General features: G+C 67.9%; 14 protein-coding genes. 2 read left to right on the plus strand and 12 right to left on the minus strand.

The genetic code is table 11. The features are described from left to right. Window positions 1-154: 154 nt before the first annotated feature. From KHC23_RS10125 to KHC23_RS10140, 4 genes are all read right to left on the minus strand, one after another. Complete coding sequence (locus KHC23_RS10125; RefSeq protein WP_213372089.1) at window positions 155-1,009, minus strand: glycine betaine ABC transporter substrate-binding protein; 855 nt, start codon at window positions 1,007-1,009, stop codon at window positions 155-157. Between the two features lie 70 nt (window positions 1,010-1,079). Continuing rightward, window positions 1,080-1,934 (minus strand): ABC transporter permease, encoded by an 855-nt coding sequence (locus tag KHC23_RS10130; RefSeq protein ID WP_213372091.1) that lies wholly within the window; start codon window positions 1,932-1,934, stop codon window positions 1,080-1,082. A gap of 13 nt (window positions 1,935-1,947) precedes the next feature. Then, the gene (locus KHC23_RS10135) at window positions 1,948-3,147 is read right to left on the minus strand and encodes a quaternary amine ABC transporter ATP-binding protein (protein ID WP_213372093.1); all 1,200 of its coding nucleotides are present in this window, start codon (window positions 3,145-3,147) and stop codon (window positions 1,948-1,950) included. A 193-nt stretch (window positions 3,148-3,340) separates the two neighbouring features. Next, window positions 3,341-4,339, minus strand: a complete 999-nt coding sequence (locus KHC23_RS10140) for a P1 family peptidase (RefSeq protein WP_213372095.1) — start codon at window positions 4,337-4,339, stop codon at window positions 3,341-3,343. Between the two features lie 128 nt (window positions 4,340-4,467). On the opposite strand from KHC23_RS10140, the gene KHC23_RS10145 reads away from it, so the two are divergent. After that, window positions 4,468-5,199 carry a cytochrome c biogenesis CcdA family protein gene (locus KHC23_RS10145; RefSeq protein ID WP_213372097.1) on the plus strand — a complete coding sequence of 244 codons (732 nt, stop codon included), beginning with the start codon at window positions 4,468-4,470 and terminating at the stop codon, window positions 5,197-5,199. Between the two features lie 113 nt (window positions 5,200-5,312). Here the strand turns inward: KHC23_RS10145 and KHC23_RS10150 are convergent, their stop codons facing one another. The 6 genes from KHC23_RS10150 to KHC23_RS10175 form a co-directional block, all read right to left on the minus strand. After that, on the minus strand, window positions 5,313-6,413 hold the full coding sequence (locus tag KHC23_RS10150) for a branched-chain amino acid ABC transporter substrate-binding protein (RefSeq protein ID WP_213372099.1): 1,101 nt from the start codon (window positions 6,411-6,413) through the stop codon (window positions 5,313-5,315). 128 nt (window positions 6,414-6,541) lie between these two features. Next, on the minus strand, window positions 6,542-6,913 hold the full coding sequence (locus tag KHC23_RS10155; protein WP_213373188.1) for a DUF6867 family protein: 372 nt from the start codon (window positions 6,911-6,913) through the stop codon (window positions 6,542-6,544). A gap of 104 nt (window positions 6,914-7,017) precedes the next feature. Then, complete coding sequence (locus KHC23_RS10160; RefSeq protein WP_213372101.1) at window positions 7,018-7,803, minus strand: ABC transporter ATP-binding protein; 786 nt, start codon at window positions 7,801-7,803, stop codon at window positions 7,018-7,020. Next, entirely contained in the window at window positions 7,800-8,762 is a 963-nt protein-coding gene (locus KHC23_RS10165; protein ID WP_213372103.1) for an ABC transporter ATP-binding protein, read from the minus strand. The genes KHC23_RS10160 and KHC23_RS10165 overlap by 4 nt, the downstream gene beginning before the upstream one ends. After that, a complete protein-coding gene (gene livM / locus KHC23_RS10170) occupies window positions 8,762-10,207 on the minus strand; it encodes a high-affinity branched-chain amino acid ABC transporter permease LivM (RefSeq protein WP_213372105.1) in 1,446 nt (481 codons plus the stop codon). Before livM ends, KHC23_RS10165 begins: the two co-directional genes overlap by 1 nt. Window positions 10,208-10,218: 11 nt before the next feature. Then, the gene (locus tag KHC23_RS10175; protein WP_213372107.1) at window positions 10,219-11,136 is read right to left on the minus strand and encodes a branched-chain amino acid ABC transporter permease; all 918 of its coding nucleotides are present in this window, start codon (window positions 11,134-11,136) and stop codon (window positions 10,219-10,221) included. A 394-nt stretch (window positions 11,137-11,530) separates the two neighbouring features. On the opposite strand from KHC23_RS10175, the gene KHC23_RS10180 reads away from it, so the two are divergent. Then, window positions 11,531-12,043 (plus strand): flavin reductase, encoded by a 513-nt coding sequence (locus tag KHC23_RS10180; RefSeq protein ID WP_213372109.1) that lies wholly within the window; start codon window positions 11,531-11,533, stop codon window positions 12,041-12,043. A 168-nt stretch (window positions 12,044-12,211) separates the two neighbouring features. Here the strand turns inward: KHC23_RS10180 and KHC23_RS10185 are convergent, their stop codons facing one another. Together KHC23_RS10185 and KHC23_RS10190 are read right to left on the minus strand one after the other, a co-directional pair. Then, the gene (locus KHC23_RS10185) at window positions 12,212-13,399 is read right to left on the minus strand and encodes a BaiN/RdsA family NAD(P)/FAD-dependent oxidoreductase (protein ID WP_213372111.1); all 1,188 of its coding nucleotides are present in this window, start codon (window positions 13,397-13,399) and stop codon (window positions 12,212-12,214) included. After that, window positions 13,396-14,484, minus strand: coding sequence for a lysine-2,3-aminomutase-like protein (locus tag KHC23_RS10190; protein ID WP_213372114.1), 1,089 nt, complete (start codon window positions 14,482-14,484; stop codon window positions 13,396-13,398). Before KHC23_RS10190 ends, KHC23_RS10185 begins: the two co-directional genes overlap by 4 nt. Window positions 14,485-14,498: the final 14 nt, after the last annotated feature.

The following is a 14,498-nucleotide window of genomic DNA, read 5'->3' on the forward strand; positions in this document are numbered from 1 at the left end:
AAAGGGCGGCCGAAACGATCCGGCCGCCCAGTAGAAGGATTTCCCGCGCCGGAGCATGTCCGGCACGGGCCGTCCGGGAGGGCAGGCGGCAGAACCGCTGGCCCGCATCGGCTTCAGCACGCCGATCCCATGCTTTCGGCCACAGGGCCGCGGGTCACTTCATCCAGGCGTCGACCTTGGCCTTGTTCGCCGCGACCCAGGCCTTGGCGGTGGCGGCCGGATCGGCGCCGGGCTTGTTGTTCTCGACCATCACCTTCTGCTCGTCGTCCAGCGACAGGTTGAAGTTGTCGAGGATCTTGTAGGCCTCGGGCGCCTCTTCCTTCAGCTTGGTCGAGACGATGGTGTTGACCGTCTCCTCGCCGCCGAACACGTTCTTGGGATCAGCCAGGTACTTCAGGTCCCACTCGGCGAACATCCAGTGCGGCGTCCAGGTGGTGATGACGATCGGCTCTTTCTTGGCATAGGCGTCCTTGAGCGCGGCGACCATGGTGGCGTCCGAGCCCTCGACCAGGGTCACCGGCAGATCATATTCCTTGATCGCCGTCTCGGACGCCTTCATCAGGCCCGCACCGGGATCGATGCCGATGACCTTGCCGTCGAACTTAGCCGGGTCCTTCTTGATGTCCTCGATCGAGGCGATGTCGACATAGGTCGGCACGGCCCAGCCGATCTTGGCGCCGGAGAGGTTGGGGCCGAGATTGACCACCTTGTCCTTCAGCTTGGCGTAGTAGGCTTCGTGCGTCGCCGGCAGCCAGCCGGCGACCATCGCGTCGGCCTCGCCGGTGGCGACGGCCTGCCACATCGCCGCGCCGGACAGCGGCACGATCTTGACCTTGTAGCCGGCGTCCTCGAGCACCGTCTTGACGATGTTGGTGGCGACCACGGTGTCGGACCATTCGACATAGGCGATGGTGAGGTCCTTCTTTTCGGCCTGCGCCGCACCGGCGGCAAGGCCGAGCGTGGTGGCGGCGACGGCCGCCGTCTTCAGGAATTTTGCCAGGAATGACATGTCGCTTGCTCCAATCTCGGTGGGGATGGTCGGAAGCGGAGGCGTTGCCCCGCTCCCCGGGGGCGAAGGTTCAGCCCTGCTGGCGGTCGCGCCGCATGTGGTGGGCGATGTGCTGGGTGATGCGGTCGAGGATGACGGCCAGCACCACGATGGCGATGCCGGCCTGGAAACCCTGGCCCGCCTCCAGCCGCTGGATCGCCCGCCACACCTCGCCGCCGAGGCCGCCGGCGCCGATCATGGCGGCGATCACGACCATCGACAGCGCCAGCATGATGGTCTGGTTGACGCCGGCCATGATGGTCGGGATGGCGAGGGGAAGCTGGATCTTGAACAGTTTCTGCCAGCGGCTGGAGCCGAAGGCGTCCGCCGCCTCCACCAGTTCGGCCGGCGTCTGCATGATGCCGAGCGCGGTCAGGCGAATGGTCGGCGGCATGGCGAAGACGATGGTGGCGAAGCAGGCCGACACCGCGCCCAGGCCGAAGAACGGGATGGCCGGGATCAGATAGACGAAGCTCGGCATGGTCTGCATCATGTCGAGCCCCGGCCCGACGATGCGCCAGAACCGCTTGCTGAGCGCCGCCGAGATGCCGATCGGAATGCCGATGGCGAGCGCGAACGCCGTCGAGACCAGCACCAGCACGAGCGACTGCAGCGTGGCGCGCCACAGTTCGAGGTTCCACAGGAAGGCGAAGCCGAGCATCGTGCCGATGGCGATGCGGGCATTGGTCAGCCGCCACACCAGCAGCCCGCAGGCGAGAATCACCAGCCAGGGCGGCAGGCCGACGAGAAAGTCGGTCGTCGATTCGATGGCGGTGCCGACAACCGCGCTCATGGCGCGGGTGACGCCGGAAAAGTGCTCCGTCGCCCAATTGAGCGCGATATCGCACCATTCGGCGAGGGGGATGCGCGGGATGTACAGGTCCATCGTCAATTCCCCCTCAATGCGCGGTCGTGGGCCGGCGCCGCGCCAGGGCGGCGACGAGGTCGGCATTGGCGATGACGCCGGCAAGCGTGCCGTCCGGGCCGGTAACGGCGATCTCGCCACGGCCGGAGGCGAGCCGTGCGACCGCTTCGTTGAGCGTGGCGGTGAAGGGGACATAGGCACTGCGGTCGCTGAGCAGCAGGCGCAGGGCCGTGGTCCCGGCACCCTTCAGCGTGTCGGCGTCGACCGTGCCCTGGAAGCGGCCCTGCTCGCAGACCACGGTCACGACCGGCTCGCCCGACTGGGTGAGAATGGCCAGCGCCTCCTCGGCGGTGCTCTGCCAGGGCCTTACCGCCGACGGGGGACGCATGGCATCGCCGGCGGTGACCACGCCGAGCACGTCGATATGCTCGACGAAGCGGCGCACATACTCGTCTGCCGGGTTGGCGAGGAAATCCGCGGCGGTGCCTTCCTGCACGACGCCGCCGTCCTTCATCAGCACGATCCGCCCGCCGAGCGCGATAGCCTCGTCGAGATCGTGGCTGACGAAGACGATGGTCTTCTTCAGCCGCTTCTGCAGCGCCACCAGTTCCTGCTGCATGTCGCGGCGGATCAGCGGGTCGAGGGCGCTGAACGCCTCGTCCATCAGCAGCACGTCGGGGTCCAGCGCCAGGGCGCGGGCGAGGCCGGCGCGCTGCTGCATGCCGCCGGAGAGTTGCGAGGGAAAATGCTGGTCCCAGCCCTTCAGCCCCACCGTCTCGATTGCCGCGAGCGCCTTCTCGCGCCGCGCATCCGGCGGCATGCCCTGGATTTCCAGGCCATATTCGACATTGCGCAGGATGGAGCGGTGAGGGAACAGCGCGAATTGCTGGAACACCATGCCGAACCGGGTGCGGCGCAGCTCCAGCAATTCGCGCTCGCCGAGCCCGATGACGTCGATATCGTCGATATGGACGCTGCCGTCGGTCGGCTCGATCAGCCGGTTTATGCAGCGCAGGCAAGTCGACTTGCCGGAACCCGAGAGGCCCATGACGACGAGGATTTCGCCGGCATCGACATCGAAGTTCACATTGTCCAGGCCGATCACCGCCCCGGTGGCGTTCTGCACTTCGGCGCGGCTCTCGCCGGACCGGAGCCTCTCAAAGGCGGTGCCGGCCTCGTCGCCAAAGATCTTGGTGAGTCCCCGAACCCGGATGCGTGGCTGTTTCTCGCTCATGCGCTCCCCTCGTCATTGAGAGAAGTGTCCGGCGCATGGCTGCTATGCAGATTGGACAGATGCGACAAGCGGGGCTGCAAATACGACAGAAAAGTGGCAGGCGCTTGAAAGCCAGATGAAGATGAAGAATCGGGAAGGTCGATAGTCAGTGTTCCGTCCTCTGTCTGACCCTCAGGCGGGCGTCAGTTGGAGTTCATGGCACACGGCCCCAGCGGTCGCGCCACGCTGGGAGCGTTCCCGCCTGCGGAAGGGCTGCCGCCTCATAAATCGCCCGGGCACAGGCGCGGGCGAGTGTTCGAACCACGGTGTCGCCGATCAACGCTAGGTCGAAAATCGGGTCGGCGAGGGGTTTCATGCTCGTGGCCGCGGCGAAGATCGTGTCGCCATCGAGCGGTGTATGGACCGGCCAGATAGCATGTGCATACCCGTCATGGGCCATGACCGCAACCCGCTTGCACTGCGCCTTTGTGAGAATGGCGTCGGTGGCGACGATGGCGATGGTGGTATTGGCGCCCGGCGGCAGGCCCTTCAGCGCCGGCCGGGCGGGCAAGGGCGGCAGCGGATGAGGCAGGCCTAGACCGCCAAATTCATCCCCCTGTTCGAACGGCGCCGCCCAGAAATGCGGGCCGCCGGCGAAATTGGTGGCGCCGCAGGCATTGACCGCCACAAGCGCGCCGACCATGTGGCCGCTCGGCGACATCATGGAGGCGGAACCGAGGCCGCCCTTGAGATCCACCGTCGTCGCCCCGGTTCCGGCCCCCACCGTGCCGAGCGGAAAATCGAGCCCGGCGGCGTTCGCGGCGGCGTAGCCGAGATCGCGATAGGGCGGGAAGCGGCCCCACGCCTTATCGCCGCCATTGATGAGATCGAACAGCACCGCCCCGGGCACGATCGGCACCCGGGCGTCGCCGACGGGAAAGCCGATGCCGCGCTCGGCCAGCGCCGCCGCCACGCCGCCGGCGGCGTCGAGCCCGAAGGCGGAGCCGCCGGACAGGGTGAGGGCGTGAATGGCGCCGACCGTTTCGTCCGGCGCCAGCAGGTCGGTCTCGCGGGTGCCCGGCCCGCCGCCGCGCACGTCCACGGAGGCGACGGTCGGCTGGTCGAACAGCAGCACGGTGACGCCGGAGGCGAGGTCGAGGTCGGTGGCATTTCCGACCTTGAGGCCGGCGACGTCGGTGATCAGGTTACGCATGCGGTCCTCGTTCACGGCGCGGCACAATCGGCGCATCACATCACGGGTAGAGGCCAAGCCGTCGCATTGCACAAGCCGGTAGGGCGGTGCATTGGGAAGCCTCGGATAAGGCTAAGGTTGCTCATTTCATGGCCGACGTCACTCTTCCGGCCGCCTTCGTGGCCGGCATCGCCAGTTTCGCCTCGCCCTGCGTGCTGCCGCTGGTGCCACCCTATCTGTGCTACCTCGCCGGAACGAGCCTCGACCAGATCACTCACAAGGCACCGACCGATGCGGCGGCCCGGCGCACGCTCGGGGCGGCCATGCTGTTCGTGGCCGGCTTCTCCACGGTATTCGTGGCACTGGGGGCGGGCGCGTCGGTGGCGGGGGGGTATCTGCGTTACTATTCGCAGGAGCTCGCCATGGTGGCCGGCGTCGCCATCCTGCTGATGGGCCTGCATTTTCTGGGCATCCTGCGGTTCGGCTGGATGACCCGGACCAAGCGGGTGCATGTCGACGCACCCACGACCTTCCTCGGCGCCTATGTGATGGGGCTGGCCTTCGCCTTCGGCTGGACGCCGTGCATCGGGCCGGTACTGGCGGCGATCCTCGCGGTGGCGGCCAGCGAGCAGACGCTGACCCATGGCGCGGGGCTGCTGGCGGTCTATTCCGCCGGGCTTGGCGTGCCCTTCCTCGCGGTGGCGGCGATGGCGCGGCCGGCGCTCGGTGTGCTCGGCCATGCCAAGCGCTACCTGCCGATCATCGAGAAGGTGATGGGCGCGCTTCTGGTGCTGACCGGCATCGGCTTCCTCTCCGGCTGGATGGCGCAGATGAGCTTCTGGCTGCTGGAGACGTTCCCGGCGCTGTCCAGCTTCGGCTGAACCACGGGTTTTCCGCCCGCCCGCAAAGCAAAACCCGCCGGATCGCTCCGGCGGGTTTCATCTGTCCGTGGCGAGGACCGGGCACCGCGCCATATCGGGCGCGGCGCTGCGGCTCACATCTGCGAGTAGCCGCCGTCCTTCCAGACGTAGAGCACGTAGTCGAGGGTGGTGCGGTCGCCCTTCTTGTCGAAGATCAGGTCGCCGAGCACCGTCTTGAAGGTCGCGCCCGAGTGGATGTACTCGGCCAGCTTGACGTTATCGAGCGACTTGGTCGCCTCGGCCGCCTGCTGGAACACCTGGCCGGCGGCGTAGGTGTAGAGCACATAGCCTTCCGGATCGATGCCCTTCTTCTTGAACTCCTCGACCACGGCGGTGGCGGCGGGGCTGTTGCGCGGATCGGGACCGAAGGTCATCAGCGTGCCGGCGGCGCCCGGACCGGCGATGGTCCAGAACTCCTTGTCGGTGATGCCGTCACCCGAGAACAGCACGGTTTCCATGCCCTGGTCGCGCATCTGGCGCACCAGCAGGCCGGCTTCCGTGTGCAGGCCACCGTAGTAAAGCACGTCGACGTTGGCGGCCTTCAGCTTGGAGACGAGCGCGGAATAGTCCTTTTCGCCCGGATTGATGCCCTCATAGACGACTTCGGTGACGCCGGCGGCGTTCATGGCCTTCTGCGTCTCGTCCGCGAGACCCTTGCCGTAGGGGGTCTTGTCGTGAACGATGCCGATCTTCTTGCCCTTCAGGTTCTTGGCGATGTAGTCGCCGGCGACGGCGCCCTGCTGGTCGTCGCGGCCGCAGACGCGGAACACGGTGGTCATGCCGCGCTCGGTAAAGGTCGGGTTGGTCGAGGCCGGGGTGAGCTGGAGGATGCCCGCCTCGGCGTACTGCTCGGATGCCGGGATCGACACGCCGGAGTTGAAGTGGCCGAGAACAACCTTCACGCCGTCGGAGATGAATTTGTTCGCGACCGAGACGCCCTGCTCGGGCTTGGCGGCGTCGTCGCCGATGATCAGCTCGACCTTCTCGCCGAGGATGCCGCCCTTGGCGTTGACGTCGGCCGCCCACTGTTCGGCGCCGTTCTTCAGCTGGGCCCCGAAAGTGGCGTTGGCGCCGGTCATCGGGCCGCCCACGCCGACCTTGATCTGCGCCGACGCCGGAGCGGCCAGCGCCGCCATGGCGCCGAGCGCGATGCCGGCAATCAGAAGCTTCTTCATGAACTTCTCTCCTGGTTCTGGAAGGTTGGTAGCCACGGGCTCTATGGCTCGGCGGCTGTCGCCCCGGGCCGATATCATGCCCTTTTCGGTGCTCTTGTCGACGAGCAAGCGAAACATGGTGAAGGTGCCTATGGGGCGTCCCCGGAACGGCTGCCGGCATCGCCTTCGAGCCAGCCGAAGACGCCCGACTGGCGGTAGATCCAGCCATAGCGGGTCGCCATCTGCCGGGCCCGCTCGGCACGGAAGCCCAGTGTCGCGACGGCGACCAGGAAGGCCGTGTCGGTAAGGAAATAGTGCAGCGAGAGCAGCGTGCCCTCGAACAGCGCGAAATGGAAGAAGCGCACCACGCAGCCCAGCAGCAGCGCATAGGCCGCCGCTTGCCGGTAGGGGCGCCAGGTGGAGGCGATGGAGCGCCCGGTGAGCCACGCCGCGCCGCCACCGAGGAACAGGGTGACGAGGACGAAATCGGCGCGCGACACCTCGACCACCAGCTCGGGCATGAACACGGCCGAGAGCAGGACGAGGGCGACCACCAGCAGCGGGAGGGCGACGGCGAGGCTTGCCGAACTTCCCTTGGAGACCAGGGTGCCGGAAGTGTGGGCCATCAATGCGCCCCTCCTTCGAGATAGGCGGCCCGCACTTCCGGGCGCTCCAGAAGCTCGCGTCCCTCGCCCGACAGGGTGATGGCGCCATTGACCAGCACATAGCCGCGATGCGCCAGCCGGAGCGCGTGGAAGGCGTTCTGTTCGACCAGGAACACGGTGAGCCCCTCGGTGCGGTTGAGCTCGCGGATGGCGTCGAAGATCTGCCGCACCACCAGCGGCGCGAGGCCCAGCGAGGGCTCGTCCAGCATCAGCAGGCGCGGCCGGCTCATCAGCGCCCGGCCGATGGCGAGCATCTGCTGCTCGCCGCCCGACAGCGTGCCGCCGCGCTGGTTGATGCGCTCTTTCAGCCGGGGAAACAGCACGAAGACCTTTTCCAGATCCGCGTCGAAATGGGCGAATCCATCGACCGCCGCGCCCATCTGCAGGTTCTCGAACACGCTCATGCGCGGGAAGATGCGGCGCCCCTCCGGCGATTGCGCGATCTTGAGATGCGCGATCTCGTGGGTCGGCACCCTGGTGATGTCCCGGCCCTCGAACACGATCGAGCCCTCGCGCGGGCGCGGCTGGCCGAAGATGGTCATCATCAGCGTCGACTTGCCGGCGCCGTTGGAACCGATGAGGGTGACGATCTCGCCCTTGTAGACATCCACATCGACCCCGCGCAGGGCCATGATGTTGCCGTAGAAGGTCTTGACCCCGCGCACCTGCAGCATCGGCGCGTCGGTGCGGGCCGGCGTGGCGAGGGCCGGCGTGGCGGCTGCGGCGGGCGTGAGAATGTCGCTCATGCGCCCGCTCCCGTCGCGGCATGTTCGATATGGAGTTCGGCCTCGACCTCCTCGACCGCATCCTCGTCGACGCCGAGATAGGCGGCGATGACGCGCGGGTCGTCCTTGACCGCCCGCGGCGTGCCGTCGGAGATCTTGGTGCCGTAATCCAGCACGACCACATGGTCGGAAATTTCCATCACCACGCTCATGTCGTGCTCGATCAGCAGGATCGAGGTGCCGTGCTCGGCGCGGATGGCGCGCAGGAGGGTGTTGAGTTCGAGGCTCTCGCGCGGGTTGAGGCCGGCGGCCGGCTCGTCGAGGCAGAGCAGGATCGGCTCCGAGCACATGGCGCGGGCGATCTCCAGCCGGCGCTGGGCGCCATAGGGAAGGTCGCCGGCCGGGTCGTCGGCGCGGTCGGTGAGGCCGACCTTGTCGAGCCAGTACTTCGCCGTCTCGGTGGCGGCTTTCTGAGCCTTGGTCCAGCCGGGCAGCCCGAACAGCCCCTTGAGCGAATAGCCGGAGGCGGCCATCAGCGCGTTGTGCTGGGCCACCATCAGGTTCTCCAGCACCGTCATGCCGGTGAACAGGCGGATGTTCTGGAAGGTGCGGGCCACCTTGGCCTCGCCGGAGACCCGGTAGTCCGGCATCCGTTCCAGCAGGTACACGCCGGCGTCGCGCCCGACCAGCGCGCGCTCGCCGATGCGGGTCACCTCGGCGATCTCGTCCGGCGTCGGCGCGCGGCCATGCGCCAGTATGAGGCGGCCCTCGCTCGGCTTGTAGAAGCCGGTGATGCAGTTGAAGACGGTGGTCTTGCCGGCACCGTTGGGGCCGATGAGAGCGGTGATGTCACCGCGCCCGACCTTGAAGCTGAGGTCGTTCACCGCGATCAGGCCGCCGAAGCGCATGAACAGGTGTTCGACGGAGAGGATGGGATCGGCTTCCCAGCGTGGGAGCCCGGTTGCGGGAGAGGTCGCCATCAGCCGTGGCCCTCCTTCACGAGATCGCCGGAAACCGCCTTGCGCTCCTTGAGGAAGATCGTCGGGTCGCGGGTGGAGACGAGGCCGCGCGGCTTCCACACCATGATGGCGACCATGGCGAAGCCGAAGATCAGCATGCGGTAGAGGCTCGGGTCGAAATCGTTGCCGAAGATCTGCCGGAGGAAGCCGAGATTGCGCAGCATCTCCATGCCGCCCATCATCACCGCCGCCGCCACGGCGACGCCGATCTGCGAGCCCATGCCGCCGAGCACGACGATGGCGAGGATCATCGCCGAGACGTCGAAGGTGAAGCTTTCCGGGCTGACGAAGCCCGCGCGCACGGCGAAGAAGCAGCCGGCGAAGCCGCCGAACATGGCGCCGGTGGCGAAGGCGGAGAGCTTGGTCGTGGTGGTGTTGATGCCGAGCGAGCGGCAGGCGATCTCGTCCTCGCGCAGCGCCTCCCAGGCGCGGCCGACCGGCAGGCGACGCAGCCGTACGGTGACGAAGGCGGTGACCAGCGCCAGTGCCAGGATGACGAAATAAAGGAAGATGATGCGGTGCATCGGGTTGAACGGCAGCCCGAACAGCGCCGCGAAGCCATCCGGCCCGGCATTGAACTGGATGCCGAAGAAAGTGGCGCGCGGGATCGAGGCGATGCCCGCCCCGCCATTGGTGAAGTCGACCCAGTTGATCAGCACCAGGCGGATGATCTCGCCGAAGGCCAGCGTGACGATCGCGAGATAGTCGCCGCGCAGCCGCAGCACCGGAAAGCCGAGGATCATGCCCCACACGCCGGCGAAGATGCCGGCCATGGGCAGGCAGAACCAGAACGCCCAGTTGGCCCAGAAGGTGGCGCCGAACAGGCCGGCGAAGAAATCGTTGATCGGCGCCGACGTGGCGAGCAGCGCATAGGTGTAGGCGCCCACCGCGTAGAAGGCGACGTAGCCGAGATCGAGCAGGCCGGCGAGCCCGACCACGATGTTCAGGCCCCAGCCCAGCATCACATAGGTCAGGATCAGGATGCCGAGATCGATGAGATAGCGGCTCTGGTTGAGCCCGCCCATCGAATAGGCGGCGATGGCCGGGAACAGCACGGCGAAGGCCAGCAGCGCCGGCTTGACCCCGGGCCCGATCAGGGTGCCGACGCGCTCGAACACGGTCGGGCCGGCATGCGTGGCCGGCCTGCGGTTCGGCGACCAGACGGTGAGGTTGAGCAGCAGCCTGCCGACGAAGATGATGCCGACCATGATGGCCAGCAGCGAGGGCCGGTAGGCCAGCCCCAGCGCGCCGTCGATGATGACGGTCTCGAAGCCGATCAGCGGGCCGAACAGGCCGAGCGCGACGAGGCCGGCGATCAGCGCGTCCTTGAAGGCAGGGGCCAGCACGGCGTTGGCGGCGGCGGCCGGGGCCGCGGGCGGGGCGGTTTCGGCAGTCTGGACAGCCATGATGCGCGACCTCAGACCTTCTCGACCTCAGGCCGCCCCAGCAGGCCCTGCGGCATGAAGATCAGCGTGATGGCGAGAATGGAGAACGCCGCCACATCCTTGTATTCGATGGAGAAATAGGCCGACCAGAAGGTCTCGATCAGGCCGATCAACAGCCCGCCGAGCACGGCGCCGGGAAGCGAGCCGATGCCGCCCAGCACCGCCGCGGTGAAGGCCTTGACGCCCGGCACGAAGCCGTCGGCGAAGTTGGCGACGCCGTAATACATCAGGTACAGCGTGCCGGCGACGGCGGCGAGCGCGGCGCCGATGACGAAGGTCAGCGAGATGGTGTGGTCGACATTGATGCCGAGCAGCGCCGCCATCTTGCGGTCCTGCTCGCAGGCGCGCTGGGCGCGGCCGAGCGAGGTCTTCTGCACCAGGTACCAGAAGCCGCCGAGCAGGAGCGCCGTGATCACCATGATGATGATCTGCTTCCAGGCCAGGGTGACCTGGTAGCCGCCGGAATCCATCAGCACGATCACGTCGGTGACCATGGGCGGGATCGGCTTGTTGCGCGGGCCCTGGGAAACCTGGACGAAATTGGCGAGGAAGATCGACATGCCGATGGCGGAGATCATCGGCGCCAGCCGGAACGAGCCGCGCAGCGGCCGGTAGGCGACCCGCTCGATGGCCCAGTTCAACAGCGAGGTGAAGAACATCGCCACCACCAGTACGATGGCGAGCGCCAGGAAGATGGAGGTGATGCCCAGTACCGTGGTGACCAGCAGGAAGCAGATCAGCGCGATGAAGGCGGAGACCATGAAGACATCGCCATGGGCGAAGTTGACCATGCCGATGATGCCGAACACCATGGTATAGCCGATGGCGATCAGCCCGTAGATCGAGCCGAGAGTCAGCCCGTTGATGAGCTGCTGAACAAAGATTTCCATAATTTTCGCCGGCTCCCCTCAGCCGAATTCGCGCAAAGCACAACCGCCGGGCTTTTGCACAGTTTCTAACCGTGCCCGTACGATGTGCGCCTCTGACTCTTAGCCTGCGTCGCGTTCCGATACAATTCAATCGAAAGGCGAAATGCAATCAATCGAAAAGCATGATATTTGGGTATTTAGATACCTATTCTCCGAATTCCTTTACAACTCAAGCGGTTATTGTGGCGAAGGCTGGCCCGTCCTGTGGCGGCGGGCACCGTTTTCGTCGCCGGATCGTCATGTGAGCGGCGCCGCAGCGCGGTGGTTTTCAAATTTCTGCGGCTGGGGTTATGCACAGTTCTGCCGCGTGGTGTGGATCGTTCGTGCCACGACCGGCCGCAGGAGATGAGGCAGCGTGGACGATCACAGGGCGCAGGGTGTGGAACGCACGGTCGAGGCCGGGCTCTACCGGGAGGCGATGAGCCGCCTTGTGGCGGCGGTGCATGTGATCACCACCCGTGGCCCCGACGGGCGCGCCGGTTTCACCGCCACGGCCGTGGCTTCGGTGTCGGACAGCCCGCCGACTCTGCTGGTCTGCCTCAACCGCCGGATACGCTCGGCCGCCGCCTTCCGCCAGTCCGGCCGGTTCGCGGTCAACATGCTCGGTGCCGACCAGCAGATGGTGGCGGAAAGCTTCGGCGGGCGCGGCGGGCTGGCGGGCGAGCAGCGCTTCGCTGTCGGCCACTGGCACGAGGGCGCGCTGGACGTGCCGTGCCTTGCCGCGGCCGTCGCGGTCTTCCAGTGCCGCATGGTGGATGTGCGCACCATCGCCACCCATGACGTGCTGGTCGGCCGGGTCGAGGCGGTGACGCTCGGCCCCGACAAGGCGAAGCTCGCCTATCTCGGGCGGGGCTTCCTGTCGGTCTGAGCGATGAGGCCCTGCCGGCGCGACGTCATCCTGAGGCGCGAGCGCAGCGGGCCTCGAAGGATGGTTGCGATGTGCGCCGCGAGGACCATCCTTCAAGGCCCGGCCCGAGACCGGGCGCCTCAGATGAGGGTCAGCGATTCCGACGAATGGGAGGCCGCGCGGCGCGGCTCACGCCACCTGCCCGGCGACCCAGCCGGACGACCACGCCCACTGGAAATTATAGCCGCCGAGCCAGCCGGTGACGTCCACTACTTCGCCGACGAAGAAGAGGCCGGGCACCTCGCGCGCCTGCATGGTGCGCGAATCGAGACCTGCCGTGTCGACGCCGCCGAGCGTGACCTCGGCGGTGCGGTAGCCTTCCGAGCCGGTCGGCTTCAGCCGCCAGCCATTCACCGCCTCGTCGATCCGCCGCAGCGCCCTGTCGGAGAGGTCGGCGAGGTTGACGGTGCCGGCCTCGCGCTCGGCGATCAACTGGGCGAGGCGCCGGGGCAGCAGGGCGGCCAGCGCGGTGGCGGGCGACTGCCTGCCCTGGGCGGCACGCGCCTCGCGCAGCCGAGCGAAGATGTCCGTGTGCGGCGCGAGCGCGAGCGCGATCTCGTCGCCTTCGCGCCAATAGGAGGAAATCTGCAGGATCGCCGGCCCGGACAGGCCGCGATGGGTGAACAACAGCCCTTCCTCGAACCGCGTTTTTCCGTGGGCGACGCGCGCCGCCACCGCCACCCCGGCGAGCGGGGCGAGACGCTCCAGCAGCGCCGGATCGAGGGTGAGCGGCACGAGGCCGGGGCGGGTGGGCTGAAGCGCCAGCCCGAAGCGCTCCGCCACCTCATAGCCGAAGCCTGAGGCACCCATTTTCGGGATCGACTTGCCGCCCGAGGCGACGACCAGCGAGCGGCAGGCGACGGTGCCGCTGGCGGTCGCCACGGTGAAGCCGTCGGCGGTGCGCTCGACACCGGTAATGGCCGTGGACAGGCGCAGTTCGCCGCCGGAATCAGCGAGGTCGTCGGTCAGCATGTCGACCACCTGCCGCGCCGAGCCGTCGCAGAAGAGCTGGCCGAGCGTCTTCTCGTGCCAGGCGATGCCGCGCCGGTCGATGCGGGCGATGAAGTCCTGCGCGGAAAACCGCTTCAGCGCCGAGATGGCGAAGCCCGGATTGGCCGAGAGATAATGGCGCGGGGCGGCGTCGCGATTGGTGAAGTTGCAGCGCCCGCCACCGGAAATGCGGATCTTCTCGGCCGGCGCGCGGGCATGGTCGATCACCACGACGCGGCGCCCGCGCCGGCCGGCCTCGATGGCGCATATCAGCCCGGCGGCGCCGGCGCCGATCACCACCACGTCGACGGGCACGGGGCGGCTCACACGCCCTCTCCATAGCTGTGGACGCCGCCGCAATAGTCGGTGACCCGCCAGCCGTCGGGCGCCGGCTCCAGATAGCCGGGCCCGATGGGCACCTTGCCGTGGCCACCGGGGATGTCGAGCACATAGGTCGGCAGCGCGAGGCCGGAGACCCGCCCGCGCAGTGCCGCCATCAGCGCCTGCCCGCGTTCTATCGGCAGGCGGAAATGCGCGGTGCCGGGGGCGAGGTCGGGATGGTGCAGGTAATAGGGTTTCACCCGGCACTCGACGAGGGTGCGGAACAGCGCCGCGAGCGTGGCCGCCTCGTCATTGACGCCGGCCAGCAGCACGCTCTGGCCGACCAGCGCGACGCCGGCATCGGCGAGGCGGGCGAGGGCGGCGCGCGCCTCGGGCCCAAGCTCGCGGGCATGATTGGCATGGACGGCGACGTAGGTGGTCACATCGGGCGCGCGGATCGCTTCCACCAGCGCGGGCGTCACGCGCTCCGGCGCGGCGATGGGCACGCGGGTGTGGAAGCGCACCACCTTCACATGGGCAATCGCGGCGAGCCGGGCCATCAACGCGGCGAGCCGGCGCGGGGCGAGGACGAGCGGATCGCCGCCGGTCAGCACGACTTCCCAGATCTCCGGCCGCGCCGCGATATAGCCGAGAGCGGCGTCAAGCTCCGCGTCGGTGAGGCTGGTCTCGGCGCCCGGGCCGACCATCTCGCGGCGGAAGCAGAAGCGGCAATAGACGGCGCAGACGCCGACCAGCTTGAGCAGCGCGCGGTCGGGGTAGCGGTGGACGATGCCCGGCACCGGGCTGTGCGCGCCGTCGCCGATCGGGTCCCCGCGCTCCTCCGGGCGTGTCTCCAGCTCGCGCGCATCGGGCACGAACTGGCGGGCGATCGGGTCGGCGGCATCGGTGGGGTCGATCAGGCCGATCAGCGTCGGTGTCACCGCGACCGCGTAGCGCGCGGCGACCGCCTCCAGCGCCGGATCGGCCGGCGCCAGCCCGGCCTCCGCCAGCTCGCCGATATGGCGCAGTGTCCGCTTTGGCAGTGCGGCGAGGGGAGGACAGGCGGCGGGAAGGGGGGCGGGGGAACTCATGCGCGGCTTTGTGA

The organism is Ancylobacter dichloromethanicus (genome assembly GCF_018390645.1).
Classification (GTDB): Bacteria; Pseudomonadota; Alphaproteobacteria; order Rhizobiales; family Xanthobacteraceae; genus Ancylobacter; species Ancylobacter dichloromethanicus.

Coding starts and splice junctions, on each gene's coding strand:
- KHC23_RS10160 (WP_213372101.1), bottom strand. CDS start 7,803: ATGAGCGACATTCTCACGCCCGCCGCAGCCGCCACGCCGGCCCTCGCC.
- livM (WP_213372105.1), bottom strand. CDS start 10,207: ATGGCTGTCCAGACTGCCGAAACCGCCCCGCCCGCGGCCCCGGCCGCC.
- KHC23_RS10175 (WP_213372107.1), bottom strand. CDS start 11,136: ATGGAAATCTTTGTTCAGCAGCTCATCAACGGGCTGACTCTCGGCTCG.
- KHC23_RS10165 (WP_213372103.1), bottom strand. CDS start 8,762: ATGGCGACCTCTCCCGCAACCGGGCTCCCACGCTGGGAAGCCGATCCC.
- KHC23_RS10190 (WP_213372114.1), bottom strand. CDS start 14,484: ATGAGTTCCCCCGCCCCCCTTCCCGCCGCCTGTCCTCCCCTCGCCGCA.
- KHC23_RS10145 (WP_213372097.1), top strand. CDS start 4,468: ATGGCCGACGTCACTCTTCCGGCCGCCTTCGTGGCCGGCATCGCCAGT.
- KHC23_RS10155 (WP_213373188.1), bottom strand. CDS start 6,913: ATGCCCGAGCTGGTGGTCGAGGTGTCGCGCGCCGATTTCGTCCTCGTC.
- KHC23_RS10150 (WP_213372099.1), bottom strand. CDS start 6,413: ATGAAGAAGCTTCTGATTGCCGGCATCGCGCTCGGCGCCATGGCGGCG.
- KHC23_RS10125 (WP_213372089.1), bottom strand. CDS start 1,009: ATGTCATTCCTGGCAAAATTCCTGAAGACGGCGGCCGTCGCCGCCACC.
- KHC23_RS10140 (WP_213372095.1), bottom strand. CDS start 4,339: ATGCGTAACCTGATCACCGACGTCGCCGGCCTCAAGGTCGGAAATGCC.
- KHC23_RS10135 (WP_213372093.1), bottom strand. CDS start 3,147: ATGAGCGAGAAACAGCCACGCATCCGGGTTCGGGGACTCACCAAGATC.
- KHC23_RS10130 (WP_213372091.1), bottom strand. CDS start 1,934: ATGGACCTGTACATCCCGCGCATCCCCCTCGCCGAATGGTGCGATATC.